The 26,072-nt window shown below is 75.0% G+C and carries 26 protein-coding genes and 2 tRNA genes; 9 read left to right on the plus strand and 19 right to left on the minus strand.

Going from position 1 to position 26,072, the window contains the following annotated elements; translation table 11 throughout:
- Window positions 1-19: 19 nt before the first annotated feature.
- Genes JOE68_RS08520 through JOE68_RS08525 form a run of 3 tightly spaced genes read right to left on the minus strand, consistent with a single transcriptional unit; the run spans window position 20 to window position 2,375 of the window.
- A complete protein-coding gene (locus JOE68_RS08520) occupies window positions 20-1,870 on the minus strand; it encodes a bifunctional polysaccharide deacetylase/glycosyltransferase family 2 protein (protein ID WP_204841784.1) in 1,851 nt (616 codons plus the stop codon).
- Window positions 1,867-2,001 (minus strand): hypothetical protein, encoded by a 135-nt coding sequence (locus JOE68_RS31750; RefSeq protein ID WP_275584710.1) that lies wholly within the window; start codon window positions 1,999-2,001, stop codon window positions 1,867-1,869. The genes JOE68_RS08520 and JOE68_RS31750 overlap by 4 nt, the downstream gene beginning before the upstream one ends.
- On the minus strand, window positions 1,953-2,375 hold the full coding sequence (locus JOE68_RS08525; RefSeq protein WP_204841785.1) for a DUF6542 domain-containing protein: 423 nt from the start codon (window positions 2,373-2,375) through the stop codon (window positions 1,953-1,955). The genes JOE68_RS31750 and JOE68_RS08525 overlap by 49 nt, the downstream gene beginning before the upstream one ends.
- 27 nt (window positions 2,376-2,402) lie before the next feature.
- On the opposite strand from JOE68_RS08525, the gene JOE68_RS08530 reads away from it, so the two are divergent.
- The 4 genes from JOE68_RS08530 to JOE68_RS08545 all read left to right on the plus strand — a co-directional run bounded on the left by JOE68_RS08530 (window position 2,403) and on the right by JOE68_RS08545 (window position 7,736).
- Window positions 2,403-3,521, plus strand: a complete 1,119-nt coding sequence (locus JOE68_RS08530; RefSeq protein ID WP_307819582.1) for an LCP family protein — start codon at window positions 2,403-2,405, stop codon at window positions 3,519-3,521.
- A 377-nt stretch (window positions 3,522-3,898) separates the two neighbouring features.
- Window positions 3,899-4,540, plus strand: coding sequence for a Crp/Fnr family transcriptional regulator (locus JOE68_RS08535; RefSeq protein ID WP_204841787.1), 642 nt, complete (start codon window positions 3,899-3,901; stop codon window positions 4,538-4,540).
- Window positions 4,541-4,591: 51 nt separating this feature from the next.
- Entirely contained in the window at window positions 4,592-5,311 is a 720-nt protein-coding gene (locus JOE68_RS08540; RefSeq protein WP_204841788.1) for a hypothetical protein, read from the plus strand.
- 829 nt (window positions 5,312-6,140) lie between these two features.
- A complete protein-coding gene (locus tag JOE68_RS08545) occupies window positions 6,141-7,736 on the plus strand; it encodes a TIGR04141 family sporadically distributed protein (protein ID WP_204841789.1) in 1,596 nt (531 codons plus the stop codon).
- A 40-nt stretch (window positions 7,737-7,776) separates the two neighbouring features.
- Here the strand turns inward: JOE68_RS08545 and JOE68_RS08550 are convergent, their stop codons facing one another.
- The 4 genes from JOE68_RS08550 to JOE68_RS08565 all read right to left on the minus strand — a co-directional run bounded on the left by JOE68_RS08550 (window position 7,777) and on the right by JOE68_RS08565 (window position 9,835).
- A complete protein-coding gene (locus tag JOE68_RS08550; protein WP_204841790.1) occupies window positions 7,777-8,334 on the minus strand; it encodes an NUDIX domain-containing protein in 558 nt (185 codons plus the stop codon).
- A gap of 225 nt (window positions 8,335-8,559) precedes the next feature.
- Window positions 8,560-8,634: transfer RNA gene (locus tag JOE68_RS08555), tRNA-Ile, on the minus strand.
- Between the two features lie 86 nt (window positions 8,635-8,720).
- Window positions 8,721-9,566 (minus strand): oxygenase MpaB family protein, encoded by an 846-nt coding sequence (locus tag JOE68_RS08560; RefSeq protein WP_204841791.1) that lies wholly within the window; start codon window positions 9,564-9,566, stop codon window positions 8,721-8,723.
- Between the two features lie 197 nt (window positions 9,567-9,763).
- Window positions 9,764-9,835, minus strand: a tRNA-Asn gene (locus JOE68_RS08565).
- Between the two features lie 135 nt (window positions 9,836-9,970).
- On the opposite strand from JOE68_RS08565, the gene JOE68_RS08570 reads away from it, so the two are divergent.
- Window positions 9,971-10,225, plus strand: a complete 255-nt coding sequence (locus JOE68_RS08570; protein WP_204841792.1) for a hypothetical protein — start codon at window positions 9,971-9,973, stop codon at window positions 10,223-10,225.
- Here the strand turns inward: JOE68_RS08570 and JOE68_RS08575 are convergent.
- The 3 genes from JOE68_RS08575 to dnaG form a co-directional block, all read right to left on the minus strand.
- Window positions 10,222-10,968: a trans-aconitate 2-methyltransferase gene (locus JOE68_RS08575; RefSeq protein WP_204845991.1), complete on the minus strand. Its 747-nt coding sequence runs from the start codon at window positions 10,966-10,968 to the stop codon at window positions 10,222-10,224. The two genes, JOE68_RS08570 and JOE68_RS08575, sit on opposite strands and share 4 nt — an antisense overlap.
- A 66-nt stretch (window positions 10,969-11,034) precedes the next feature.
- The gene (locus JOE68_RS08580; RefSeq protein ID WP_204845992.1) at window positions 11,035-11,547 is read right to left on the minus strand and encodes a hypothetical protein; all 513 of its coding nucleotides are present in this window, start codon (window positions 11,545-11,547) and stop codon (window positions 11,035-11,037) included.
- Window positions 11,547-13,439, minus strand: coding sequence for a DNA primase (gene dnaG, locus JOE68_RS08585; protein ID WP_204841793.1), 1,893 nt, complete (start codon window positions 13,437-13,439; stop codon window positions 11,547-11,549). The genes JOE68_RS08580 and dnaG overlap by 1 nt, the downstream gene beginning before the upstream one ends.
- Before the next feature lie 34 nt (window positions 13,440-13,473).
- Between dnaG and sigJ the strand changes: the two genes are divergently transcribed.
- Window positions 13,474-14,364, plus strand: a complete 891-nt coding sequence (sigJ, locus tag JOE68_RS08590) for an RNA polymerase sigma factor SigJ (RefSeq protein ID WP_346038590.1) — start codon at window positions 13,474-13,476, stop codon at window positions 14,362-14,364.
- 126 nt (window positions 14,365-14,490) lie between these two features.
- A complete protein-coding gene (locus JOE68_RS08595) occupies window positions 14,491-15,147 on the plus strand; it encodes a dioxygenase family protein (RefSeq protein ID WP_204841794.1) in 657 nt (218 codons plus the stop codon).
- A 473-nt stretch (window positions 15,148-15,620) separates the two neighbouring features.
- On the opposite strand, the gene JOE68_RS08600 is transcribed toward JOE68_RS08595, so the two are convergent.
- From JOE68_RS08600 to JOE68_RS08610, 3 genes are all read right to left on the minus strand, one after another.
- The gene (locus JOE68_RS08600; protein WP_204841795.1) at window positions 15,621-16,667 is read right to left on the minus strand and encodes a serpin family protein; all 1,047 of its coding nucleotides are present in this window, start codon (window positions 16,665-16,667) and stop codon (window positions 15,621-15,623) included.
- A gap of 246 nt (window positions 16,668-16,913) precedes the next feature.
- Entirely contained in the window at window positions 16,914-18,170 is a 1,257-nt protein-coding gene (locus JOE68_RS08605) for a deoxyguanosinetriphosphate triphosphohydrolase (protein WP_204841796.1), read from the minus strand.
- A gap of 34 nt (window positions 18,171-18,204) precedes the next feature.
- Entirely contained in the window at window positions 18,205-18,843 is a 639-nt protein-coding gene (locus tag JOE68_RS08610) for a YdcF family protein (RefSeq protein WP_204841797.1), read from the minus strand.
- A 47-nt stretch (window positions 18,844-18,890) separates the two neighbouring features.
- Here JOE68_RS08610 and JOE68_RS08615 point away from each other — a divergent pair, with 47 nt between their 5' ends.
- Window positions 18,891-19,616, plus strand: a complete 726-nt coding sequence (locus JOE68_RS08615) for a Type 1 glutamine amidotransferase-like domain-containing protein (RefSeq protein ID WP_204841798.1) — start codon at window positions 18,891-18,893, stop codon at window positions 19,614-19,616.
- Between the two features lie 16 nt (window positions 19,617-19,632).
- Window positions 19,633-20,514 (plus strand): serine hydrolase, encoded by an 882-nt coding sequence (locus tag JOE68_RS08620; RefSeq protein WP_204841799.1) that lies wholly within the window; start codon window positions 19,633-19,635, stop codon window positions 20,512-20,514.
- A gap of 80 nt (window positions 20,515-20,594) precedes the next feature.
- Here JOE68_RS08620 and JOE68_RS08625 read toward each other — a convergent pair whose 3' ends face one another.
- The 6 genes from JOE68_RS08625 to JOE68_RS08650 all read right to left on the minus strand — a co-directional run bounded on the left by JOE68_RS08625 (window position 20,595) and on the right by JOE68_RS08650 (window position 26,060).
- Window positions 20,595-22,064, minus strand: coding sequence for a SulP family inorganic anion transporter (locus JOE68_RS08625; RefSeq protein WP_204845994.1), 1,470 nt, complete (start codon window positions 22,062-22,064; stop codon window positions 20,595-20,597).
- Between the two features lie 15 nt (window positions 22,065-22,079).
- A complete protein-coding gene (locus tag JOE68_RS08630) occupies window positions 22,080-22,667 on the minus strand; it encodes a carbonic anhydrase (RefSeq protein ID WP_204841800.1) in 588 nt (195 codons plus the stop codon).
- Between the two features lie 56 nt (window positions 22,668-22,723).
- Window positions 22,724-23,083 carry a hypothetical protein gene (locus JOE68_RS08635; protein WP_204841801.1) on the minus strand — a complete coding sequence of 120 codons (360 nt, stop codon included), beginning with the start codon at window positions 23,081-23,083 and terminating at the stop codon, window positions 22,724-22,726.
- Window positions 23,084-23,253: 170 nt separating this feature from the next.
- Window positions 23,254-23,688: an anthrone oxygenase family protein gene (locus JOE68_RS08640; RefSeq protein WP_204841802.1), complete on the minus strand. Its 435-nt coding sequence runs from the start codon at window positions 23,686-23,688 to the stop codon at window positions 23,254-23,256.
- A gap of 162 nt (window positions 23,689-23,850) precedes the next feature.
- Entirely contained in the window at window positions 23,851-25,236 is a 1,386-nt protein-coding gene (locus JOE68_RS08645; RefSeq protein WP_204841803.1) for a glycine--tRNA ligase, read from the minus strand.
- 446 nt (window positions 25,237-25,682) lie between these two features.
- Complete coding sequence (locus tag JOE68_RS08650) at window positions 25,683-26,060, minus strand: antibiotic biosynthesis monooxygenase family protein (RefSeq protein ID WP_204841804.1); 378 nt, start codon at window positions 26,058-26,060, stop codon at window positions 25,683-25,685.
- Window positions 26,061-26,072 lie beyond the last annotated feature (12 nt).

The raw sequence follows: 26,072 nt of genomic DNA on the forward strand, positions 1-26,072 counted from the left end.
GCCGATGCTACCGGCGGTCCTACCCGGTGGCTACCTCGGCGGAACCGGTGCGGGTGACCGTGTGCCAGCGCACCGGGGTGCCGTGCAGGGCGGTGACCAGCGACCTCAGCACCACCAGGTAGGTGAGCTGGCGGTAGGCCACCTGCTGGAGCGGGAACGTCCAGAGCGGCTTGAGCGACTCGCCGTCGAGCCTGAGGGCGTACCCGGCGCTCAACGTCTGCACCAGCAGGAACGCCCCCCAGACCGCCAACGCCCACGGCGCGTCCGCGATGAACGCCCCGTACAGCACGAACACGTCCAGCGCGGGCGCCAGCAGCGGCAGCGCGGTGTGGAACAGCAGCAGGTAGACCAGGCCCAGCCGCCCCATCCGGCCGCGGGCCGCGCGGTGCTTCCACATCGACTGGAACGTCCCGTAGGACCACCGGCAGCGCTGCTTGTACAGCCCCCGGACGCCGGTCGGCACCTCGGTCCACGCCCGTGCGCCCGGCTCGTAGACGACCCGCCACCCGGCACGGGTGATGGCCATGGTCACGTCGGTGTCCTCGGCGAGGGTGTCCGCGCTGATGCCGCCCACCTCGTCCAGCGCCGAGCGCCGGAACGCGCCGATCGCGCCGGGGATCGTCGGCAGGCAGCCCAGGGCGTTGAGGATCTGCCGGTCCAGGTTGGACCCGGCGCAGTACTCCAGGTGCTGCCACCGCCCGAACAGCCCGCGCCGGTTGGCCACCTTCACGTTGCCCGACACCGCGCCGACGCCGTCCTCGCCGAGCGGGCGCACCACGGCCGACACCGTGTCGGCGCCGAACACCGTGTCGCCGTCGACCAGCACCAGCACGTCGTGGCGCGCCAACGCGATCCCGGCGTTCAGGGCGGCGGGCTTGCCGGCGTTCCCCTGCCGGTGCACGCGCACGCCCGGCAGCCCCAGCGCCGCCACCAGGTCGCCGGTGCCGTCGGTGGAGCCGTCGTCCACGACGACCACCTCCACCTCCGCGGGGTGCTCCGACGCCGTGATCGACCGCACGGTGGCGACGATGTTCGCCGCCTCGTTGAACGCGGGCACCACCACCGACACCGCGGGCGCGTGGGCGGGCGGCGGCGGCGCCTCCCGGCGCAGTCGTCGGGACGTGTGCGCCAAGCCGAGTTGCAGCACCGTCCGGAGCAGGGCGAGCACCGCCACCACACCGCTGAGCACGCCCAGCAGCACCGCGATCGCCCCGCCGCGCCACTGCGCGAACGCCAGGGCGTGGCCGGTGATCCGCGGGCCGAACCCGGCCTCCCCGTGCGCGCCGGCCCGGCCGGTCGCCTCGGTCAGCGGCACGAACCGGTGGTCGGGCCACCGGTCCGCGAGCAGGCCCACCGCGCCGGGCGCGCTGCTGGTCACGTGCAGCCGCACCGCGCGGCGGACGTCGGCGGCGGCGGCGATCGCCGACGGGTCGGGCACCACCGCGTCCGGGGTGCCCGGGTCCGGCTCGGCCAGGGCGGTGCGCAGGCCGGTCGCCGCCGCCAGGGCCGCGCGGCTGAACGCCGGGTCCACCGCGCCGTCCGGCCCCGCGCGGAACGCGCCGACGCCGACCTCGTGGCCCTCGGCGACCATCCGGCGCACCAGCTCCGGGTGGGCGTTGACCGCCGCGCCGATCACGAAGAACGTCGCCCGCAGCCGCCGGGCCGCCAGCTCGTCCAGCAGCCGGGGCGTGTAGCGGGCGTCCGGGCCGCCGTGGAACACCAGCGCGACCACGCCCGGCGCCACCGGTTCGGCCGCCGCCGCGGGCGGGCGCGGCGACGCGGGCGGGATCGCGGTCGCGTGGGCGTGGAAGGCCAGCGCGCCCAGCAGCAGCACCAGGCCGACCAGCAGCGAGATCCAGTGCGCCCTCACAGGGCGTGCTCGAACACCGTGACGACGATCACGCCGGCGAAGCCGACCAGCCCCGCCGCCAGGGCGACGCCGAGCACGCGCATCAGCCCCCGGCGCCTGCCCGTCTCGTCGACGAAGACCTGCTTTGCCACCACGTTCCCCCCACGCGCACCGCCGCGACGACCGCACCGGCCCCGACCGCGACCGCCATCGACGGGAACCCGCGGACCACGAGCGGCGCGGCCGTGACGGCCAACTCCCGCAACGACCCCGCTCCGGCGGCGGCCACCACGACCACCGCCGACGCGCACAGCACCGGGGGCGCGGGCACGACCGTCCACAGCCCCACCGGCCGCACCGCCGCCGCGGCGGCGATCGCGCCCACCACGAGGAAGACCCCGAACACCGGACCCGGCCGCCCGCCCTCCACCCAGGCGCCCGCCGCGGTGAGCACCGCCGACACCCCGAGGGCGGCCAGGCTCGGCAGGTGTGAGATCCGGTCGACCACGCAACCCCCTGCGCCCATGACCGCCCTAGGCTACGCGACCGGGGGGTGTGCTCGTTGCGTCGATTCTCACTGGTGGTGGCCAGGACGGCCTGGGTCGCGCTGGCCGCGGCGGTGCTCGTCGCGTCCGGGGTGGCCTGGACCACCTACCGCGACCTGGACGAGGGGGTGCGGCGCTCGCACGCCATCCCGGAGGACGCGCCGCGGACCGGGGGCGGGTTCACCGTGCTGCTGATCGGGCTGACCACCCGGCGGGACCTGGACGGCGGCGCGCCGGCGGACGAGGTGCTGGAGCGGCTGCACGCCGGCGACGTGGACCGGGGCGGCTACAACGCGAACACGCTCATCCTGCTGCACGTGCCGGCCGACGGCTCGCCCGCGACGGCGCTGTCCGTGCCGAGGGACAACCACGCGGTGCTGCACGGGGTGCCCGGCGCGCCGCGGGAGAAGATCAAGGAAGCCTACGGCCGGGCCAAGCTGGCCGAGGAGGAGCGGCTGGTCGCCGAGGGCGGCCACGACGCGGCGGAGCTGGAGTGGCTCGGCCGCGAGGCCGGGCGGCGGGCGCAGGTGGCGACGGTGCGCGAGTTCACCGGCGTGCCGGTGGACGCGCTGGCGGAGCTGAGCCTGACCGGCTTCTACCACCTGGCCGACGCGCTGGGCGGCGTCGAGGTGTGCCTGCGGCGGGCGACCGCGGACCGGGAGTTCTCCGGCGCCGACTTCCCCGCCGGGCCGCAGCGGCTCGACGCCGCCCAGGCGCTCGCGTTCGTGCGGCAGCGGCACGGCCTGGCGCACGGCGACCTGGACCGGACGCGCCGGCAGCAGGCGTTCCTCCGGGCGGTGCTGCACCGCGCGCGGGAGCGGGGCGTGGCCGCGCTCGGCCCGGTGGTGGACGTGGCCAAGCGGAACGTCGTGCTGTCGCGGGGCTGGGACGTGCTCGACCTCGGCGGCCGGGTGACCGACGTGCGGTTCCACACCCTGCCGATCACCGGCGGGCCCGACCGGGACGGGGCGGGGGCCATGCGGGCGGCCGTGGCGGAGGCGCTGGGCCGGGCCGCCCCGCCGGCGCAGGCCGCGCCCCGCACCGCACCCGACCCCGTGCCCGATCCCACGCCGGGGCCCGCCACCACCGCCCCGCCGACCGCCGACGGCCTGCCCTGCGTCGACTGACCGCGGTGTCGACCACGGCCTTCGCGAACGGCTCGGGAGCGAAAGCGGTGCCGACGCGGCCGTCGACCTGATCGACGGCAAGGGAGGAGTGCCGATCCCGCGGGCGGCGATCCGCGGCAGGCGCTCCGGCGAACCGCAGCGGGAGCCGACCGGGGATCGGGGAAGGCGCTCACCCGGCAATCGCGGGGTCGAGGACCGGCGAACCGCGTGGAGCGCTCGCCGGGCGTGTCGTTCGGCGAGGCGCTGGAACCGCTGGGCGCGCAGGGCTCCCGCGACCGTTCCCGGATCGGGCCCGACGTGCGAATCTCTTCCCCGGAAGCGTGAACGCGGCAGGATCCGACCCCGTGGGCGGATGACGACCGGCACGATGGAGCGCCATGCCCGACCACCCTCCCGACCGGGGCCGAGCGGAGATCCGCGCCGCCGGGCGGTCCGCGCCGTTCCGCAAGGGCGAGCGGCTCATCACCGCCGGCACCCCCAGCGACGAGGTGCTGCTCGTGGAGAGCGGCCTGCTCAAGGCCCTGCTGCCCGGCCTCGGCGTGGAGCCGCTGGTCAGCCTGCTCGGGCCGGGTGACGTGGTCGGCGAGCTGGGCGTGATCAACGGCCGGCCGCGCAGCGCGCACGTGGTCGCGCTGTCCGCCGGCCGCGCCGTGCACCTGGCCGCGAGCGCGTTCCTGCGGCTGCGCGCGCAGAGCGAGGACGTGAACGCCCTGGTCGACCAGACGGGGCTCAAGCGGCAGCGCGACGCCGACGAGCGGCAGCTCGCGCAGACCCGCGACGTGCCCGCGCGGGTGGCGTCGGTGCTGCTGAAGTGGGCGACCGAGCTGGGCCGCCCGACCGACGCCGGGCTGCGGCTGGACGGGTTGAGCCAGCGCGACCTGGCCGACGCCGTCGCGGCGTCGGAGAAGAGCGTGGAGACCGCGCTCGGCGCGCTGCGGGCGCGGGGCCTGCTGCGCACCTCGCGGCGGTGCTTCGTGCTCACCGACCCGTCGGCGCTGGCCCGCTCCCTGGACCGCTGAACCCGCGATTTCCGGGGAACGGCCGCCGGGACCGGGCGGAAAATCACCCGCATGGAGGTTCCGGAACACCGAACGCTGCTGGGCGTCGACGTGGTGGGGTCGGCGCGCAACGAGGGCTACCACCTCAACGCCGTGCGGGAGGCGCTGGACGGGATGGTCCGCGACGCGCTCGTCACCGCCGGCCTGGGCCGGGCCGACGTGGTGGAGTGGGAGCCCACGGGCGACGGCGCGCTGCTGACCCTGCCGAGCGGCGGGCTGGGCGCGGTGGTCGACGCGGTGCACCACCTGGAGGCCCTGGCCGCCGACCACAACCGGCACCGCAAGCCCGACGTCCGCCTGCGGGCGGCCGTCGAGGTCGGGCCGGTCGGGCCGCAACCGGGCCTGTACGCGCCGAAGATCGCCCTGGGCCGGCTGCTGGACGCGTCGGCGTTCAAGGAGCTGGTGGCCCGGTGCGACGGGGCGAACACGGCGCTGATCGTGTCCGACGGCGCGATGCGGGCGGTCTTCGGCGGCGACTACACCCGGCACGTGCGCCGCACCGACTTCAGCCCGCTCCCGGTGCGGGACAAGGAGTTCGCGCACACCGCGTGGGTCCGCGTCCCCGGCTTCACCCCGCACCCGCGGCCGAGCGCGCCGAGCGCGCCACCCGCGCCGACCGCGCCGCCGGAGGGCCGGGTGGTGAACGTGGTGAACGGCTCGTTCCACGGCGTCCAGGCGGGCGAGGTGCGGGGCGGCATCCACCTGGGCGCCCCGCCGCCCTCCTTCCGCTGACCCCGCTCCCGGCGCCGGGGCGGCCCGGCTCCTCCGCGCAGCGCGCCGCCCCGTCCCGCCACAGTCCCTTCCCTGCGCGGCGGCGCCTCGACGAGCGGCGCCGCGGGGTCGTTCACAGCACCGCGCCCACCTCCACCCGAGGTGGAATTTCGCATTTACCTGGAATAGCGGTCACAGCTTTCCGCCGCATTGTCACACTTTCGAGTGAACTTTATCGCGCCGTTCCCCCGCCGGACTGATCGGTAGGAAATCCCAGGGTGTCGAGCGGCCACCAGGACTGCGCACGCTCACACGATCAGTTGGACCGAATAGGGTGGGCCGCTCGGCGCGCACCGCAGCCCCTTCGGCGCATGACTGATCAAATGCTCGACTTCGCCACGCCGATTCGGCCATTCTCGTGGGGGTCGCGGCACACCCCGGAAACACGAACGCGGCCTCCTGTTGGAGCAGGAGACCGCGTGTGCCGTGTCCCACCCGCCGTCTCCCTGGTCACGCAACCCGAAGACCTGTCGGAGGAACAATTGTTGAGTGTAAGGCCGTCCGCGCACCCACCGCCAGGCTTCGCGCCGCCACGGCCGGGTGAGCCCGGCCGCCGGCGCCCGGCGCGCCACCGGTCGGGGCCGCGCCACCGGTCCGGGCGCACCGCGCGCCGCGGAGCGCCGCCTCCCCGCCCCGGCGCGTGCGGGTGAGCCCGCGTCCGCAGCGGTCCCCCGGCAGCACCCCTCAACAGCACCGCGCCGCGCGGCCCGGAGCGCTCCGGGCCGCGCCGGTCGCGGCCGTCACGAGAAGGACCACCGCCTTGCCCCGTCAACCCCTCCCCTCCGGCCCCGTGGCGCTCTACTGCCTGCTGGACGACCTGCCGCCGGAGGATCGCGTGAAGCGCGCGGACGGCGTCACCACCGCCTACGACGGCCCCGTCACGATCAACGGCGTCCAGGCGCACCTGGTCGCCGGTGTCCGCGCCGCCGACGGCCCGGCGCGGGCCGAGCGCACCACCGGCCGGGAGCCGGACCCGCGCGGCGCCACGCCGTTCGCCGTCGTCCTGGTGCCGGTCGGCGGCCGGGTGCTGGCCGCCGCCTTCGGCAGCGGGCGCCACCTGCTCGACGGCGCCCCGGCGGACGAGCGCCCCGGGCCGCTGTTCGCGATCCGCCGCCTCGACCCGGCCCGGCTGCGCGCCATCAGCCGCACGCCGCCCGCCCCGACCGCGCGCACCGGCCACGCGCCCTCCCCCGCGGGCGGCACGCCGGCCGGCTCCCGCCCCGGACCGGCCGGGGAGGCGGACGTGGCGGACCCGGCCCACCACGGGGCCACCGGCGGCAAGCGGTGCCGCGTCCGGGCGGACGACCCGCCGACGACCAGCGCCGGGCGCCCGCCCGGCGCGTTCCTCGCCGGCCTGGCGGCCGTCTGCCGCGCCGTCGAGGAGGACGACGAGAACTCGCCGCTGCGCTTCCTCTCCCGGGTGCGCCCCCTCGGCGACCACGACCCGGTCGTCCCGCGCCTGGAGGGCCGGCTCGCCGTCGCGCTCGGCGGCGGCGACGAGTTCGGCCCGCTGGGCCTGTGCCCGCCCGCCGCGGCGGCGCGGGCCGCGGACGTGGCGAACTCCTTCTACACCAACAGCGTCGGGGGCCTCGGCCCGGTCGGGCTGGGCGCCGACCTCGACGTCGCGGCGATCACCGGGCGGTTCGCCGCGGTCCCGGTGTCGGCGCGGGTCAGCGAGTTGAAGGTCAGCCGCCTGATGCCGTGCGCCGACGAGCACCGCGAGCAGCTGCTGACCCGGCCGATCCCGATGGACCGGTGGGTGGCGTTCGAGACCGAGGTCGACGGCCGCGCCTACTGCCTGCACCAGGGGCGCTGGTACGGGGTCGGGCGGGACGCCGTCGAACGGGTCCGCGCCCGGGCCGCCGAGCTGGTGGCGAACCGCAGCGACCTGGAGTTCCCGCCCTGGACGCCCGCGGGCGGGCCCGGCGACGAGCACCGGTACTGCCGGCGGGTGGCCCGCCGGGACGGCTACCTGTGCCCGGACCGGGACTTCGCCCGCACGCCGATGCACCCCCGGCTCCGGCTGGCGGACGTGATCGGCCCCGGCGACGAGGTGGTGCACGTCGGGTGGCTGGGCCGCGCCACGGCGGCCGGCCGCCTGTTCGCGCGGGCGCGGGTGTCGGCGTGGGCGCAGCGCCTGGAGCCCGAGGCGCTCGCCCAGCTCGACGCCGAGGTGCGCCGGCTGGACGGCCGGCGCCGCGTCACCGAGCGCCCGCGCGTGGTCGTGCTCGCCGCCGCCGGGCGGCGGTGGGACGCGGACCGGCTGTTCACCTTCTCCCTGGTCGACCTGCTGCGCCTGGCCGAGGACCTGCGGCACCACGGGATCAGCCTGCAGTTCGCCGACATCCCGTCCGCGCCGCAGGAGGGGGGCGGCCGGGCGGCGTGACCGGGCGCGGAGCGGTCCCCGGCCGGGCGCCGGGGACCGCCTACACCTCGTGGCCGAACTCCGCGTAGACGGTCCGGCCGGTCGCGGCGGCCTCGACGGCGAGGCGGAGCCTGCGGTGCAGCGACGGGTAGACGCGCGGCCGGGCCTCGTCGAGCGACAGGAACACCAGGCCCTCCAGCTCGTCGTCGTGGGTCCGCAGGGCCGCGGCCTGCTCGGCGGTGAGCACCCCGCCGTCGAACACGAACTGGTGGCTGTCGCGCCACACCCCCTTGCGGGGCAACCAGTCCACCACCAGCAGCGCGCCGACCCGCAGCCCCGGCCCCAGCTCCTCGCGCAGCTCGCGGCGGCACGCGGCCTTCGGCGACTCGTTGGGGTCCACCATGCCGCCGGGGATCTCCAGGACCGGCTTGTACCGCGGCGTGACGAACAGGATGCGGCCGTCCTCGTCGCGCACCAGCGCGCCGCCGGCCGAGGGCTTCGCCGGGACGCGGCCCGCGATGCCCGGGTCGAACTCGACCTCCGGCGGTCCCTCCAGCACCAGGCCGGCGGCGAGCACCTCCGCGTCGACGCAGGTGCTCGGGTTCGGATCGGTCTGCATACCCGCCTCGCTTCACATGGATGGTCGCGTGCCCGACCGGGACCACCACGCCCGCGCGCGGCGCCGGTGGCCTCGATCGACGTTGCCGGGGCCTCGGTCCGCCCGGACCGGGGCCCGTTTCTTCCCGCGCCCGCACCGCGGGCGGCCGGGGGGGTGGAGCGGGGACGGGGCTCGGCGACGACCGGGACCGCTCGGATCGCCGCCGCCTGCGACCTGCCGCGACAGTGGGGCCGGTGGGGCTCGAACCCACGACCTGACGGATTATGAGTCCGCTGCTCTGACCAGCTGAGCTACAGCCCCCTGAATGTGCGGTTCAGGAGAGTACAGATCGGCGGCCCCCGCGTCTTGGCAACCCGGCAGCACGTGACCAACCCGTTCACAACCCGCTACGGAGCCCCGAGGTCCGACGGCCGGTAGCCGGTCGGGTAGCCGGGGTACGTGCGGTTGCGCGGGTCGTTGGTCAGGCGGGGCGTCCTGCGCGGTGGCAGCAGGCGCACGACCCGGGCGCGCAGGCGCAGGGCCGCCCGGACCGCCGCGCCCAGCCGGGGCGGCGGGGCGGGGAAGCCGAAGGCCCGCAGCATCCGGTCGTCCAGGAGCGAGTGGACGGCCCGCGAGGTGAGCGCCCGCGGCAGCGGGTACCACGAGCAGAAGAGGTCGACCGTGCACCGGCCGATGCGGTGGTTGGTGTCGCTGTGGACGAAGTGCTCCTCCTCGTACGCCTGCTTGAACGCCCGGAACGCCTCGAAGTCCGCCGGCACGTCCCGGATCGCCATCCGGGCGCCCACCGCGCGGTAGAAGTGGAACGCCGCCAGCCGCTCCTGCTCGGTCAGCGGGCGCCAGCCGTAGCGCCCCAGCCACTCGATCGGCTCGTAGACGAACGTCGACAGCACGTACTTCATGTCGTCGTTGGCGATGTCGTACCGCCCGTGCAGGCGGTTCACCACGCGCAGCGCCTCCTTGCCGCGCGGCGAGTCGTACCCGTGGTCCACCAGCTCGGCCATGAGCAGCGCGGTGTCGTCGTACCGCTGCTGCGCCCGCCGCTCGAACTCGCCGGTCCTGGCCAGCAGCCCCGAGATGGAGGGCACGCAGTAGGTCTTGAACAGGGCCAGCTCCAGCGCCCGCACGTAGTCCCAGGGGAACTCGTAGCCCGAGGACAGGCGCAGGATGCGCTGGTGGTCGCGTTCGGGGTCCAGCGAGGCGATGAGGCGGCGGGTGGCGAAGCGGTCGGGCATGGTGCCGGCGTGCCGCAAACAACACACCCGGAAGTGTGACGTTCGGGTGGTGCTGGGTACCCCTGCTCCATGAGATGGCGCAACCCGGGCCCGCGGGCCCGGGACCACCACCGGCCCGAGGCGGGTCGACGAGGCCGGAACAGGACGGGAACGGGTCAGGCCCCGTCCGCTGCGGACGGGGCCTGACCCGGTGAGAGCTCCCCCTACTGGATTCGAACCAGTAACCCTTCGATTAACAGTCGAATGCTCTGCCATTGAGCTAAGGGGGAATGTTCGGTTGTCCTGCCGGGCCTCGTCGGCCTGACAGGTGACAACTCTAGCGCATCCGGAACAGTGCTCGCGAACACCCCCCGCCTGTTGCGCCGGGATGAGGTGTGACCAGGCACGATGGGAGAGGAGACCCCATGAAGGCCATTCTGCTGGGCGCGGCCGTCGGCTACGTCCTCGGCGCCCGCGCGGGCCGTCAGCGGTACGAGCAGATCGCGCGCGGGGCCCGCGCGCTGGCCGACCACCCGGCCGTCCAGGGCGCCGCCGGGATCGTGCGGGCCAAGGTCGGGGAGAAGACGGGGTTCGGCCGGCGCACCGCCGCCCGGCGCGACGAGAACCGGCACAACGGGCACCGGCCCGACCCGGTGGTCCCGCCCGCCAACGCCTACTAGCGCACCCGGGCCACGGCGAAGACGCGGCGGAACGGGAACCACGTGGTCCCGTCCGCCCGCTCCGGGTAGGCCGCGCGCAGCAGGGGCGCCAGCTCGGCCCGGAACGCGGTCCACGACGGCTCGTCCAGGGCCGCGCGGACCGGGCGCAGCGCGGTGCCGGTGATCCACTCCAGCACGGCGTCGCGCCCCGTCAGCCGCTGGAGGTAGGTCGTCTCCCAGGCGTCCACCTCGGCGGCGGCCAGGACTTCCGCGTACCCCGCCGGGTCGAGCACCGGCGACTCCGGCAGCAGGCCCGCCAGGGACGGCCACGAGGCCGCCGCGACCCGGCGGGCGAGCGCGTGCGACGGCTCGTCGAAGTTCCCCGGCACCTGCACCGCCAGCCACGCGCCCGCGGGCAGCTCCGCGACCCACCCGCGCAGCAGGTCGGCGTGGCCGGGCACCCACTGCAGCACCGCGCTCGCCACCGCGACGCCGGTGTCCGGGGCGGGCCGCCACGCCGCCACGTCCCCCACGCGCGCGTCGAGCCCGCGCCCCCGGGCCGCGGCCACCATCTCCGGCGAGGAGTCCAGCGCCTCCACCGCGGCCCCCGGCCAGCGCCGCGCCAGCAGCGCCGTCAGGTTGCCCGGACCGCAGCCCAGGTCGACCACCCGCCGGGGCGACTCGGCGCCCACCCGGGCCAGCAGGTCGTGGAAGGGCCGCGAGCGGAGGTCGGAGAAGGACAGGTACCGCGCCGGGTCCCACACGTGCGCCTCCCCGGAAAACGGCACGACTGGGAGCAGTACGACCGTACTGCCTGCCGTGCCCCGCGGCTAGTCGGCCGCGCGCCGCAACCGGTCGATCTTCGCGGCGACCTCGGCGGCCACCGCGCGCACCCGCTCCACGTCCGCGCCCGCGTCCGGCCGCACCTGCAGCACCACGCCGTCGCGGCCGGGCACCTTGCGCTGCACGAACCACGCGCCCAGGTCCTCGTTGCGCTCCCGCGACCTGATCGACCCGGTCACCCGTGCGTGCACGACCTCGGGCACCTTGCCGGGCGACGCCAGGGCGAACCGCTGCGGCGGCAGGTCGCGCAGCAGCACGGCCCCGCCGGCGTCACCGACCTCCTCCGCCTCGACCACGGTCAGCACCGCGCCGCTCCACGTGGCCTTCGACAGCAGGTGCCACCCCGCGCGCCGCGGCCCCGGCAGCCACAGCCCCAGGCTCGACGCGACCAGGAAGCCCCCGTCCACCCCGGCCGAGGCCAGCACCCGCTCGTCGGACTCCAGCGCGCCGGTGAACCCGGCGGGCGCGCCCGAGCCGAACAGCCTGCGCCACAGCCCCATCACAGCCCGCCCAACGCTTGTTCGCCCAGTTCCTTGTGGTAAGCCTCCAGCGCGATCAGGTCGCCGAACAGCGCCCGGTACTCGTCGGCCTCCTCGACCGGCGACACGCGCCGCAGCCGCGACTTGATCTCCACGATTTGCCCGGCCACCAGGATCTGCTGCAGCCGGGTCAGCACGCTCTGCACGTAGCGGTACTCGTCCTCCGCCCGCACCTGCAGCGGCTCGACCGACAGCTCGGTCAGCACCGACCGCACGGCCTGCTGGTCGCACTGCCTGCTCACCGCGTCGACGAAGGCGGGCCCGGACAGGCCCCCCGAAGCGCCGCCCGCCTCCCGGATCGCCCGGTGCAGCGACCGGTACACGGGGTGCGTGAACGCCTCGTCCGGCAGCGCGTCGTAGTACGGCCCGGCCATCTCCGGCAGCTGCAGCGCCGCCTTGAGCGCCTCCCGCTGGTGCCACAGCCGCATGTCGCGCGGGTCCGGCCGGGCCGGGCCCTCCGCCTCCACCGGCAGCGCGCCCTGGTTCGGGTCGACCGGGCGCGGGCGGCCCTTCGCGGGCGCACGGCCGTTCGCCGTCTCGCGCACCCTCCGCACGACGGCCGACTCGTCGTCCCAGCCGACCCACCAGGCGAGCTTGGTCGCGTACCCGTCCCGCTTGGCCCGGTCCTTGATCCGGGCGACGAACGGGACCATCTTCTTCAGCGCCTCGACCCGGCCGTCCACCGAGTCCAGGTCGTAGCCCTGCAGCTGGGTGCGGATGGCGAACTCGAACAGCGGGGTGCGCCGCGCCACCAGGTCGCGCACCGCCACGTCGCCCTTGGCCTGGCGCAGCTCGCACGGGTCCATGCCGTCGGGCGCGACGGCGATGTAGGTCTGCGCGGAGAACTGCTGCTCGCCCTCGAACGCCTTGAGCGCCGCCTTCTGCCCGGCCGCGTCGCCGTCGAAGGTGAAGATCACCTCGCCGTTGAGGTCGTCGTCGATCAGCAGGCGGCGCAGCACGTTCATGTGGTCGCCGCCGAACGCCGTGCCGCAGGACGCGACCGCCGTGGGCACGCCGGCCAGGTGCATGGCCATCACGTCGGTGTAGCCCTCGACCACGACGGCCTGCCGCCGCTTGGCGATCTCCCGCTTGGCCAGGTCGAGCCCGAACAGCACGTGGGACTTCTTGTAGATGGGGCTCTCGCCGGTGTTGAGGTACTTGGCCTGGATCGGGTCGTCGTCGAAGATCCGGCGCGCGCCGAAGCCGACCACGTCGCCGCCCATGTCCCGGATCGGCCACAGCAGCCGGCGGTGGAACCGGTCGATCGGCCCCTGGCGGCCCTCCTTGGCCAGCTGGGCCTTGATCAGCTCGGTCAGCTCGAAGCCGCGCCCCAGCAGGTGCTTGGTCAGCCGGTCCCAGCCCGCCGGCGCGAAGCCGCAGCCGAACACCCGGGCGGCGGACTCGTCGAAGCCGCGCTGCGCCAGGAACTCGCGGGCGGGCAGCGCCTCGGGCGAGGCCAGCTGCTCGGCGTAGAACTCGGCGGCGGCCCGGTGCGCCTCCAGCAGCCTGCTGCGGGTGCCGCGGTCGCGCTGGACCGTCGCGCCGCCGCCCTCGTAGGTCAGCTGGATCCCGGCGCGGTCGGCGAGCCGCTCGACGGCCTCCACGAAGCCCAGGTGCTCGACCTTCATCACGAAGGCGATCACGTCGCCGCCCTCGCCGCAGCCGAAGCAGTGGTACGTGCCGTGCGTGGGGCGGACGTTGAAGCTGGGCGACTTCTCGTCGTGGAACGGGCACAGGCCCTTCAGCGCGCCGCCGCCGGCCCGCCGCAGCGAGACGTGGTCGCCGACGACCTCGTCGATCCGGCTGCGGTCCCGCACCAACGCGATATCGCTGTCCCGGATTCGTCCTGCCACGGTCGGCGAGTCTAGTGCCGGCAGACTGGGCGGCGTGACCGCAGCCGACCAGACCCTGGCAGCCACCTTCACCGAGCACCGGTCGCACCTGATCGGCGTGGCCTACCGGTTGACCGGCAGCGTGGCCGACGCGGAGGACGCGGTCCAGGAGGCGTGGCTGCGGCTGACCCGGCTGCCGGACCGGGCGCGGGCGGAGATCAGGGAGCTGCGCGGCTGGCTGACCACCGTGGTGGGGCGGATCTGCCTGGACCGGCTGCGCTCGGCCGCCGCGCGGCGGGAGCGGTACGTGGGCCAGTGGCTGCCCGAGCCGCTGGTGACCTCGTTCGAGGACGACCCGCTGGAGGCGGTGGTCCGCGACGACGGGGTGCGGATGGCGGCGGTGGTGCTGCTGGACCGGCTGACCCCGGAGCAGCGGCTGGCGTTCGTGCTGCACGACGCGTTCGGGGTGCCGTTCGAGCCGATCGCCGAGGCGCTGGGCTGCACGGTCGCCGCGGCCCGCCAGCACGCCTCGCGGGGCCGCCGCGCGGCCTCGGCCGCTCCCCCTCCGCCGCGCGTCGCGCTGGACGAGCAGCGCGAGGTGCTGGAGCGGTTCCTGGCGGCGCTGGCGGCGGGCGACGTGGCGGCGGTGGCCGGCCTGCTGCACCCGGACGTCGTGGTGGTGGGCGACGGCGGCGGCAAGGCCCGCACGGCGATCAACGTGATCACCGGCCCGCAGAAGGTCGCGCGCTTCGCCCTGGGCCTGCTCAACCGGTACGGGGGGCTGCCCGAGGGGCGGCCGGTGCTGGTCAACGGCGACCTGGGGCTCAAGATCCCCGAGCAGGGCGCGCTGACCGCGCGGGTGAGCGCGTTCGCGCTGCGGGACGGCCGGATCAGCGCCATCTACGACATCTCGAACCCGGACAAGCTGACCCACGTCGCCTTCTGACCGCCACTGCGGCCACGCGGAGCAACCGGACCTCCACAGGGAGTGAACTGAACGGCAGATCCGTGTTGGTCTAGACCAAGCTAGCGTTGACGGCGCCGCCTTTCCACCCAGGAAGGAACGCCTCACATGAGCGAAGGAACCACTGAAGACGGCACCTCCCGCCGGTCGTTCATCGCGACCGGCTCGGCGGCCGTGGCGCTGAGCGCCGTCGGCGTCGGCCTGGTCGGGAACCCCGCGGCGGAGGGCGGGACCCTGCCCCTCACGCCGCAGTGCACCGACGGCGACGACACCCCTCCCGTCATCGAGGGCCCGTACTTCCGGCGCAACTCCCCCCTGCGGACCAACCTGCGCACGACGGGGGTCTCGGGCGTGCTGCTGAGCCTGACCGGGTTCGTCTACGACACCCGGTGCCGGCCGCTGGCCAACGTCCTGCTCGACTTCTGGCAGGCCGACCAGCGCGGCCAGTACGACAACAGCACGCCCGCCTACCGGGGCCGCGGCCACCAGTTCACCGACGCCAAGGGCGCCTTCACGCTGGAGACCATCGTCCCGAAGGACTACCCGGGGCGGACGCCGCACCTCCACGTGAAGGCGCAGGCCCCGCGCGGGCCCGTGCTGACCACCCAGCTGTACTTCCCGGACGACACCAGGGCGTACGGCATGAACGTGGCGGCGCTCAACCGCCGTGACGCGTACTACATCCGCGACACGGTGATCAAGCTCGGGCCGCTCACCGCCAACCGGTACCAGGGCACGTTCGACTTCGTGGTCCGGACCGCCTAGCGCCGGGCGGATGGCCGTCCGGGAGACACGGCCATCCACCCCGGCAGGGCGGTCCGGCGGCAGGGCGGCCCAGGGCAGGGGCACGCGTCACCGACGGTGAAGCCCGGTCGGTGATCCCGAGCGCCGAGGCGAACCGCCCGCGCCGGTTCCCCGGCGCGACCGGGCGGGTCGGCTCCACCAGCCCGCGGCGGCCCGGCAGGGTGACCGGTTCGGTCACCTGCCCGTCGGTCATCGCGCCGGTGCGCGCCAGTGCCAATTCCTCCGGATCCGCGCACTCGTCCGGGGATTGGTACACGCGGACCTCGCGCAGCCGGTCGAGGTCGAGCCCTCTCGTGCCCGACCGGGACCGCGGGGACCCCGGGCACGTCACGCCTCCCCGTCTTCGCCCGCGCACCGGGGACGGCGGCGCCCCGCGGGACGGGACACCGCGCCGGGGTGGCGCGGGGGCGCGGCGGCCCCGCGCCGCGGGCGGGTCAGGGCGCGGCGACCTGGGCCAGGAAGTAGATCGCGCCGGTGCCGGCGTGCCGCACCAGCAGCAGGTAGGGGCGGTCCACCCGGACCGTGCGCGGGGGCGGGTGCTCCACCACCGACGTCAGGCGCATCGTCACGGCGGTCGCGGCGGCGCCCTCGAACCCCTCCTCGTCCAGCCGCAGCACCGCCTCGTGCACCACCTCGTCCACCCGCAGCCGGGGGTCGGGGCTCAGGCCGGTCAGGTCCGCGCCGTCGGTGAACACCTCCCGCACGCCGACCGCGCGCAGCGCCTCCCCCAGCTCCGCCGGCACGCCGAGGTCCAGCTTCGGCAGGAACAGCTCGACCCGGTCGCGGTCCAGCGCCGCCAGGGCGTCGGGCACGCCCCCGGTGCCGCCCAGCCCGTCCTCCGGCAGCAGCACGACCGCCTCGACGCCGCCGCGCGCCGGGACGGCCACCGCCTCCCAGCCGGCGGCCCGGCCGTAGCGCAGGTCGGCCTCCAGCCGCATCGTCGGCACCTCGCCCGCGCCCCGGAACGGCCGCGGCGCGGTGTCGTGCTCCGGGAACCGCTCCACCCACGCGCACTTCAGGTACAGGGCGTTGACCAGCGAGGCCACCGTCTCAGTCGTCACCGCGCCGGGCCGCAGCAGCTCGGGGACCAGGTCGCGGGTCGTGTCGGCGACGTCGGCGTTGATCAGCTTGCGCGCGCCCTCCGGGTCGGCGCGGAACGGCGCGGAGCGCACCGCCGCGCCCGGCCAGTCGGCCAGGGCGTCGAGGAAGCCCTCCTCGATCGGCAGCGCGTCCCACGCCCACAGCGTGTTGGCCACGGCGGACTCGGCGTCGTCGCCGACGCCGGAGGCTTGCAGCAGCTCGGCGCTGCCCGGTCCCAGCACCGCGTCCAGCTCGCGCCGGGACCGCCCCCGCGCGCCCCGGGCCAGCATCCCCAGGGCGCTGGCCACCGAGTACGGCGACCAGCACGCGTTGCGCCCGCGGTCGGGCGCGATGGCGTCGTGCAGGGTCAGGGCGAACGTCAGGTGCGCTCGGTCAGGCACGGGCTCTCCTCCAGCACTGCCGGTCCGTCCGGGATCGGACGCTCACCGGCGCCGCCGGACGGTCCGAGCGGCTTGGGTCGTCGGGGTTCGCGCACGCCGGCGGACCCGTCGTCGGGGTCTTCGGTCCACCCGTCGTCGTAGGGGAACTCCCCGGCGCGCACCGGTTCCCGGCTCGGTCTGCGCCACGGCCACGGACGGCCCGGCGGTCGTGTCGACTCCTCGGCCACACCCCGAGTGTGCCACCGCTCACAGGGGTGGTGGCGAGCCGTTCACCGGGAACCGCGCGACGGCTTGCGCGTCGGTGAGCGAGGCGACCTGGTCGACGACCACGCGCAGCCGCGCCGCGTCGTCCCCGGCGGCCTGCCAGGCGGGCCGGAAAGCGGGGTCCAGCGCCGCCGGCGCGCCCGCGAGCAGCCGGTGCCCCAACCCGGCGATCAGCTCCCGCTGCCGCGCCTGCGCCGCCAGCCGCTGCGGGTCGCTCATGACGTACCGGACGGCGACGGCCTTGAGCAGCGCCACCTCCGCCGCGACCTGCGGCGGCACGACGAGGTCCGCGCCGTAGCGCGCCAGCGGCCCGTCCCCGTGCGCCTCCCGGGTCGCCCCGACCGCCGCCGAGGCGAACCGCCCCACCAGCTCGCTGGTGAGGCCCTTGAGCGCGACCTGCGCGCGCAGCGACCCGTCGTAGTCGGCCAGCTCGGCGATCACCGGCAACCGCAGCAGCTCCTCGGCCGTGGCTTCGAGCGCGGACGCCGGCTGGTCGGAGAAGTGCCGGGCCGCCAGCTCGGCGATCGCGGCGCGCTCCTGCGCGTCGCCCAGCCACGCGAGGCGGATCCGGTGCGCGAGCACCCCGTCCTCGACGTCGTGCACCGAGTAGGCGACGTCGTCGGCCCAGTCCATGACCTGGGCCTCCAGGCAGCGGCGGCCCTCCGGCGCGCCGGCGCGCAGCCACTCGAAGACCTCCAGGTCGTCCTGGTAGACCCCGAACTTCGCCGTCCCGGGCCGCCGCGGCCACGGGTACTTCACCGCGGCGTCCAGGCAGGCCCGCGTCAGGTTGAGCCCGCGCTCGGTCTTGGGCTCCAGGCGGGTGAGGATCCGCAGGGTCTGGGCGTTGCCCTCGAACCCGCCGCACGCGGCGGCGAACTCGTCGAGCGCGCGCTCCCCGTTGTGCCCGAAGGGCGGGTGGCCGATGTCGTGCGCCAGCCCCGCGGTGTCCACCACGTCGGGGTCGCACCCCAGCTCCTCCCCGATGCCGCGCCCGATCTGGGCGACCTCCAGGGAGTGCGTGAGCCGCGTCCGGGGCACACCGGTCACCTCGGCCCCCTCGCCGGGGCCGACGACCTGCGTCTTGCCGGCCAGCCGCCGCAGCGCGGCGGAGTGCAGCACCCTGGCCCGGTCCCGGGCGAACGGCGTCCGCCGCTCGGGCCGGGCGCCGGGCAGCACGGCGACCTTGGCCCGCTCCGCCACCAGCCGGGCCGACTCGTGCCCGGTGTAAGCACCGCTCATCCGCACAGCCTAGGGAACCCGGCGCCGGCGGCGGTCAGAGCAGGATGCCGTCGAAGGCGTCCACCGGGGCCTTCATCAGGTGGTAGTAGAGCAGGGCGCCGGTCTCGCGCCTGATGTAGAACAGCTGCGTCTGCCGGGTCTGCACGTTGGGGCCGCTGCGCGTCGGCGACGTCCACGCCTCCAGGCCCTCGTCCTCCGCCATCGTGCGCGCGCGCAGCGAGTGCCAGGGGTCCGACACGATCACCGCCGTCTTCAGCGACTTCGCGCGGGCCTGCGCGGCCAGCGCGCGGATGCTGCCCAGGGTGTCCGCGCCCTCGCCGATCTCCAGGATGCGGTTGGCCGGGACGCCCTGCGCCTCCAGCCACATCCGGCCCGCCTGGCCCTCGGTGTAGTTGTCGCCGGGCTGGCGCCCGCCGGTGGTGGCGATGTAGCTCACCACGCCCTGCCGGAACAGCCGGCGCGCGTGCTCCAGGCGCGCTTCGAGCACCTCCGAGGGCACGCCGTTGTACTGGGCCGCGCCGAGCACCACCGCCATGTCGGCGTGGGTCCGGTCGTCCTCCCGGGCCACCTGCCACACCCGGAACGCCGTGCCGCCCACCACCAGGAAACCCAGGACCAGGGCGCCGATCACGGCGCGTTGGACCAGACGGCGGAGGCGGGCCAGGAAGGTCACAGCCGGAATGATCCCACACCGGGTCCGGCAGCTGCGAGGATCGCCGGGTGCCCGCAGAGCAGCCCACGATCCTGGCCACGTCCGGCGGTTTCAAGGCCGGTTCCCGCACCAACCTGGAGTTCCACCGGCTGGTCCACCTCGCGGTGGAGCTGTCCGGCGCCACCAGGCCCCGGCTGTGCCACCTCGGCACCGCCAACGGGGACCAGCGGTGGTTCAACGCCGACCTCGACGAGGCCGGCCGGCTGGCGGGCTGGGAGGTCGGCCACCTCAACCTGTTCACGATGCCGCCCACCGACGACCTGGCGGGCTTCCTGCTGGAGCACGACGTGGTGTGGGTCGGCGGCGGCAGCGTGGCGAACCTGCTGGCCGTGTGGCAGGTGCACGACCTCGGCCCGGCGATGCGCCGCGCGTGGGAGGCGGGCGTGGTGCTGGGCGGGGTGTCGGCGGGGTCGATCTGCTGGCACGTCGGGGGCGCCACGGACTCGTTCGGGCCCGAGCTGCGCGTCGTCACCAACGGCCTCGGGCTGCTGCCCTACGGCAACGGCGTGCACTACGACAGCGAGGAGCAGCGGCGGCCGGCGATCCACGCGGCCGTCGCGAGCGGGCAGCTGCCGCTGACCTACTGCACCGACGACGGCGCGGGCCTGCTGTACCGGGGCACCGAGCTGGTGGAGGCCGTCTCGGAGCGCCGCAACGGCGGGGCCTACGTCGTGCGACGCGAGGAGTCTTCAGGAACCGCACAGGAGGAACCGCTGGACATCCGGCGGTTGTGAAAACAATTCTGGAAATGTGGGACGACGGACGTGGGTGGCGGGACTGGCGGTGGCCGTCGCGGTGGTGACCGCGTCGTGCTCCGCCGGGACCACCGCCACCGGTCCGGCCCCCCCGCCGGGCGCCTCCGGGCCGGCCTCCGGACCGCCCGCCACCGGCGCACCCTGGCCCGCCTCGCCCCGCGCCCCCGAGGCCACCGCCCCGGACCTGTCGGCGGCGGTGGCGAAGGCGGCGGGCCTGGCCGGGGACGCCGACCTGGCCGTGGCCGTGCTGGACCTGGAGACCGGGGCGCGGGCGGGCCACCGGGCCGACCTGCCGTTCCGCACGGCGTCGCTGAGCAAGCTGGTCGTGGCCGTCGACATGCTGGCCGACGGCCACGTGGACGACGAGGACCGCGACCGGCTGCGGCGCGCGTTGGGCGCCAGCGACGACGAGGCGATGAACGCCCTGTGGACCGCGCACGACGGCTACGGCGCGGTGGGCCGCGTCGCGGACCTGGTCGGCCTGACGGCGACGCGCGCGCCCGCGGACGCCTCCCAGTGGGGCGACGTCGAGATGTCGGCCGACGACGTGGTGCGCCTCTACCGGCACGTCCTGACCGGGCTCCCGGAAGCCGAGCGGAACTTCGTGGTCGAGTCCCTCTCCGCCGCGCCGGGAACCGCCGCCGACGGCTTCGACCAGGCGTTCGGCCTGCTCGCGCCGGGGCTGGACGCGTACGCCAAGCAGGGCTGGATGTGGTACCTGCCCGCCGACCTGCACCTGCACAGCGCCGGCGTGGTGGCCGACCGCTACGCCGTCGCGCTGCTGTCGGTGCAGGGCGCGGCGAGCACCGGGCACGCGCGCGACCTGCTGACCGACGTCGCGCGCGGCCTGGTGCCCGCGCTGGCGCCGCGGAGCTGAGCCCCCGGAAGGACCGCGCTGTCCTCCGGGGGCCCGTGCCGTCCGGACCGGTCAGCCGGGACCGGTGAGCCCGGGGCCGGTCAGCCCGGGACCGGTCGACCCGAGGTCGGCCTGATCAGGTCCACCGTCCGGCCGGCCGTCCGGTGCGTCTCGGCCCAGTGCTCGATCGCCTGCCGGCACGCCTCGTCCAGGTGGCGCAGACCGCTGAGGTCCACCCGCACGTGCTTGGTCACCGGCAGGGCCTCCAGGGCCTCCAGCAGCCGCGGCAGGCGCAGGAACGTGGCGTTGCCGCGCAGGGTCACGTGCTCGTGCTCCTGCCCGTCGGGGGTGACGGTGACCGACAGCCGCGACACGTCCCACGCCGTCTTCACCACGGCGGCCAGCAGGCCGACCAGCGTGCCGGTGAGCAGGTCGGTGGTCACGATGAGCACGGCCGTGAGCAGGAGCACGAAGCTCTCCGCCCGGTCGGTGCGCACCAGCGCGATCACCTGGCGCGGTTGCAGCAGCTTCCACCCGGCCTGGATCAGGATCGCCGCCAGCGCCGCCAGCGGCACGAACGACAGCACGCCCGGCAGCGCCACGACGAACAGCAGCAGCCAGATGCCGTGCAGCACGCGGGACGCCTTGGTGCGCGCGCCCGCCGCCACGTTCGCCGAGCTGCGCACGATGACCGCCGTCAGCGGCAGCGCGCCGAGCACGCCGCACAGCGTGTTGCCGACGCCCTGGGCGACCAGCTCCTGGTCGTACCGGGTGCGCGGACCGCTGTGCATCCGGTCGACGGCGGCGGCGCTGAACAGGCTCTCCGCCGACGCGACCAGCGCGAAGGTCACCACCGCGCCGATCAGGCCGACGTCGGCCAGGCTCAGGTCGACCACCGACACGACGTCGGCGAGCGGCCCCACCTCGATGCGCCGCAGCGGCAGCAGCAGCCCGACGGCGCTGGCGACCACCACGGCCACCAGCACGCCCGGCACGACCCGCAGCCGCGACCGGTTCCACACGGCCGTGATCGCGAGCGTCAGCAGGCCGATGCCGACGCCCGCCGGGCTGGTGACCGCGTCGGCCACCAGGCCGGGCAGGCCGGCGAACTTCTCGGCGGTGCCGGCGGGCGCCTCCCGGCCGGCGAACGGGTAGAGCTGGCTGATCACCAGCACGAGGCCGATGCCGGCCAGCATCCCCTGCACGACGGCGGGCGAGATGGCGCGGAACCAGCGGCCGAGGCGGAGCAGCCCCATCAGGACCTGGAGCAGCCCCGAGCCGAGGACGATGACGCCCAGCGCGGCGAGCCCGTGCGCGGCCACCGTGTCGGCGACCAGGACGGTCAGGCCGGCGGCGGGGCCGCTGACCTGGAGCGAGCTGCCGGGCAGCAGGCCGACGACGATGCCGCCGACGATGCCGGTGACGATGCCCAGTTCGGCGGGGACGCCGGAGGCCACGGCGACGCCGACGCACAGCGGCAGCGCCACCAGGAACACCACCAGCGACGCCCCGACGTCGGGCCAGTAGGAGGCCCCGCCGGGTGAGCGGGACACGGGGTCTTTGATCTGCATGGTCACGCCAAGCTCCTAGAGCGGCTGGAAGCGGTCGGCGGCGAACGCCGAGACCTCGCCGGACTCGATGTCGTAGAACCAGCCGTGCGTGCGGAGGTCGCCGGCGGCGACGCGGTCGCGCACGAACGGGTAGTCGTCCAGGGTGCGCAGCTGCGTGAGCACGTGCTCCTGCCCTTCCGCCCGCAGGCCCGGCTCACCGGGCGCGGAGGAGCGGAACGGCGCGTGCGTGCCGAGCCAGCGCAGCATGGTCGGCAGGTGGCCCAGGGTCCGCCGGTCGGTGTGCAGGGCGTTCACCGCGCCGCAGTGCGAGTGGCCGCACACGATGATTTCGGAGACGCCGAGCTGGACCACCGCGAATTCGATCGTGGCCATCTCGCTGGAGGCCGAGTCGGGGGTGAAGGCGGGGATCACGTTGCCCGCCGTGCGCAGCTCGAACAGGCTCCCCGGCTCCGCCCCCGTGATGGCGGCGGGCACGATGCGGGAATCCGCGCACGTGATGAACAGGGCGGTCGGTGACTGGCCGGCCGCGAGCCTGCGCCCCGTTTCCGGGGAGCGCCGCTGCGAGTGCGTCCGGGCATGCTGAACTAGGTGACGGAATTCCATTGGATTCCCCACAGGTCAGTAGTGGCGAGGATGCGGTTGTGGCACAGCGGTGGGGATCAGTTGCGGAACACCTGCAGCGTGGACGGTGTGAGCCGGGTGTGCAGGTGGTCGGTGGCCGCGTCGAGGCGCGCGGGCTCGGGCAGGCGCGGCGCGGCGCGGCGGAGCGCCGCGCGCTCGGCCAGGCCCATCCGGTGGTGCCGGCCGGCGGCCCGGGCGACGGCGGAGAACGCGCGCAGTTCCGGGCCCTTGCGGCTCTCGCGGCCGGGCTCCTCCTCGGACAGGCCCTCGCCGGGCAGGGGCGCCGGCGCCCGCTGGGCGGGCGCGGCGAGCGCCCCGACGTGCCCGGGGCCGGACTGCGCCGGGGTGAGGACGGCGACGAGTGCCAACAGCACCGCTGTGACGACCGCACGCGCCATGACACCCCCCGAGGATCCGCGCTTGTGGTTCCAGTTTCACAGCGCGGGGTGACATCGGGGTTAATCGTGAGGGCAGTTCATTGCTTCGTACCGCTTATTCACTCTTTTGCACGTGATCCACGCCATCACAAATCGCGAAAATTACTCAGAGTGACGACACTGCGGGGAGGTCAGAGTTGCGTGGCCGCGATCGTGAACGCCGAAGCCGCGCCCAGGCACGCGAACGCGCGCACGTGGTTCCCCGGCACCCATTCCCGCAAGTACCGCTCCCAGTGCGCAGGTGTGCCCTCCCGATCCAAGGCGTTGTTGCGCGGAATGTGGTAAGAGGCGGTCAACGCGATCCCGCCGAGCACGTACAGGGCCGCTCCGACCCAGCCCGCGACCGTCCCGCCGAACGCGGCGACCACCGAGACCACCGCCGTGCCCAGGAACAGGCCGATGAACGCCGGGTTGACCACGGCGGCGTTGATCGCCCGCATGGCGGCCACGCCCTCCTCCGGGCCCACCCGGCGCAGGCCCGGCATCACCATCGCCGAGAACGCGAAGAACACACCCGCCATCAGCCCGCAGCCCAGGGCGGCCACGACGGTCAACGTGAGGAACATGGGCACAGTCAAGCCGCCGACCCGGAGCACCGCGGCCGGGCCCCCCGCACCACCGCACGAGCGGCCCACCGGTCACCCGCTCGACGTCCGGCTCCACCGGCACGACGGCAGCGGGCCCGCGACCGACTCCGCAGCGCGGGTCGGCTCCCCGGCCCGGGGCCGTCAGGCGCCGACCAGCCGGGCGGCCAGGTAGCCCTCCAGCCGGTCCATCGCCACGCGCTCCTGGGACATGGTGTCGCGCTCCCGCACGGTCACCGCGTGGTCGGTCAGGGTGTCGAAGTCGACCGTCACGCAGAACGGCGTGCCGATCTCGTCCTGGCGGCGGTAGCGGCGGCCGATCGCGCCGGCGTCGTCGAACTCGACGTTCCAGTTCCGGCGCAGGGCGGCGGCCAGGTCCTTCGCCTTGGGCGACAGCTCCGCGTTGCGCGACAGCGGCAGCACCGCCGCCTTCACCGGGGCCAGCCTGCGGTCCAGGCGCAGCACCACCCGCTTGTCCACGCCGCCCTTGGCGTTGGGCGCCTCGTCCTCGGTGTAGGCGTCCAGCAGGAACGCCATCATCGGCCGCCCGACACCGGCCGCCGGCTCGATCACGAACGGCCGGTAGCGCGAGTTCGTCGCCTGGTCGAAGTACGACAGGTCGACGCCCGAGTGGTTGGAGTGCGTGGTGAGGTCGAAGTCGGTGCGGTTGGCGATGCCCTCCAGCTCGCCCCACTCCTGACCGCCGAACCCGAAGCGGTACTCGATGTCGACGGTCCGCTTCGCGTAGTGCGACAGCTTTTCCTTCGGGTGCTCGTGGTGCCGCAGGTTCTCCGCGGAGATGCCCAGCCCGGTGTACCAGCGGGTGCGCTCGTCGATCCAGTACTGGTGCCACTCCTCGTCGGTGCCGGGCTCGACGAAGAACTCCATCTCCATCTGCTCGAACTCGCGGGTCCGGAAGATGAAGTTGCCGGGGGTGATCTCGTTGCGGAAGCTCTTGCCGATCTGGCCGATGCCGAACGGCGGCTTGCGGCGCGCGGTGGTCTGCACGTTCAGGAAGTTGGTGAAGATGCCCTGCGCGGTCTCCGGGCGCAGGTAGTGCAGGCCCTCCTCGGTCTCCACCGGGCCGAGGTGGGTCTTGAGCAGGCCGTTGAACATCTTCGGCTCGGTGTACCGCCCCCGCGTGCCGCAGTTCGGGCACGGCACGTCGGACACGTCGCCCTCGGCCACGTCCTTGCCGGTGCGCTCGGCGTACTCCTCGGCCAGCGTGTCCTGCCGGAACCTCTTGTGGCAGGAGTTGCACTCGACCAGCGGGTCGACGAACGCCTCCACGTGCCCGGACGCGACCCACACCTCGCGCGGCAGGATCACCGACGAGTCCAGCCCGACGACGTCCTCCCGGCCGCGGACCACGGAGTTCCACCACTGCCGCTTGATGTTGTCCTTCAGCTCGACCCCCAGCGGACCGTAGTCCCAGGCCGACCTGGTGCCGCCGTAGATCTCACCGCACGGGTACACGAACCCGCGGCGCTTGCACAGGCTGACGACGGTCTCGATGCGATCGGCTGCCACGGACACTCCATCGGAGGACGAACAATCGGGCCTGCCAGCGTAGTCCTCGGCGGCCGACCACCGTCGGGCGACCGCCCCCACCGAGGCCCACTCCCCACCCCGCGCTTTCACCCTCGGCGGGCTCACACTTTTCGCCCTCGGCGGACTCGCGCTTTCACCCTCGGCGCGGCCCGCGCTTTACGCCCTCGGCGCGGCCCGCGCAATCCGGCGCCCTCGTGTTCTCCCCGCATGGCCTGCCCGGAGGGCTACCATGCTTTTCTGGGGGGTGCAAGCACGCTTTTCGCTTGCACCCCCCAGAAAAGCATGGTCGTCTTTAGACAGGCCATGCGGGGAGAACACGACCGCTCTTCCTCCTCCTTGGCGGCCTGCCCGTCCGGCGAGGACTCTTTCATCTCTTCCACCAAGCCCCGCACCGCACCGAACAGGTACACGCGCCGTCCCCGCACCTAGCGCGGCGTCGAGGGCCCCGCCGCCTCGCCCAGCCGCACGGTCCCCGCGTCCCGCGCCACCAGGCTGGTCAACCGCTCCACCCCGCCCCCGCCGGCGACCAGCAGCGGCTCGTACGTCGACGGCTCCGGCACGGCCTCCGACAGCAGCGGGACGACGTGCTCGCGGACCTCGAACGGCGACATGGCGCGGCGATAGGCCACCACCGAGTCGAACTCCGCGGTCAGCACGAACAGCGCGGACTCGTCCGCGGCGCGGCCGAGCGCCCCGCGGCGGCACCCCGGCTGGGCGGTGAGCAGCTCCAGCGCCCTGGCGGCACGCGCCGTGAACGACTCGACGTCGGGATCGGGGACGGTGAACCGGCACACGAGCAGCACGGTGCAAGGATG

Source organism: Saccharothrix algeriensis (genome assembly GCF_016907655.1).
GTDB classification, from domain to species: Bacteria; Actinomycetota; Actinomycetes; order Mycobacteriales; family Pseudonocardiaceae; genus Actinosynnema; species Actinosynnema algeriense.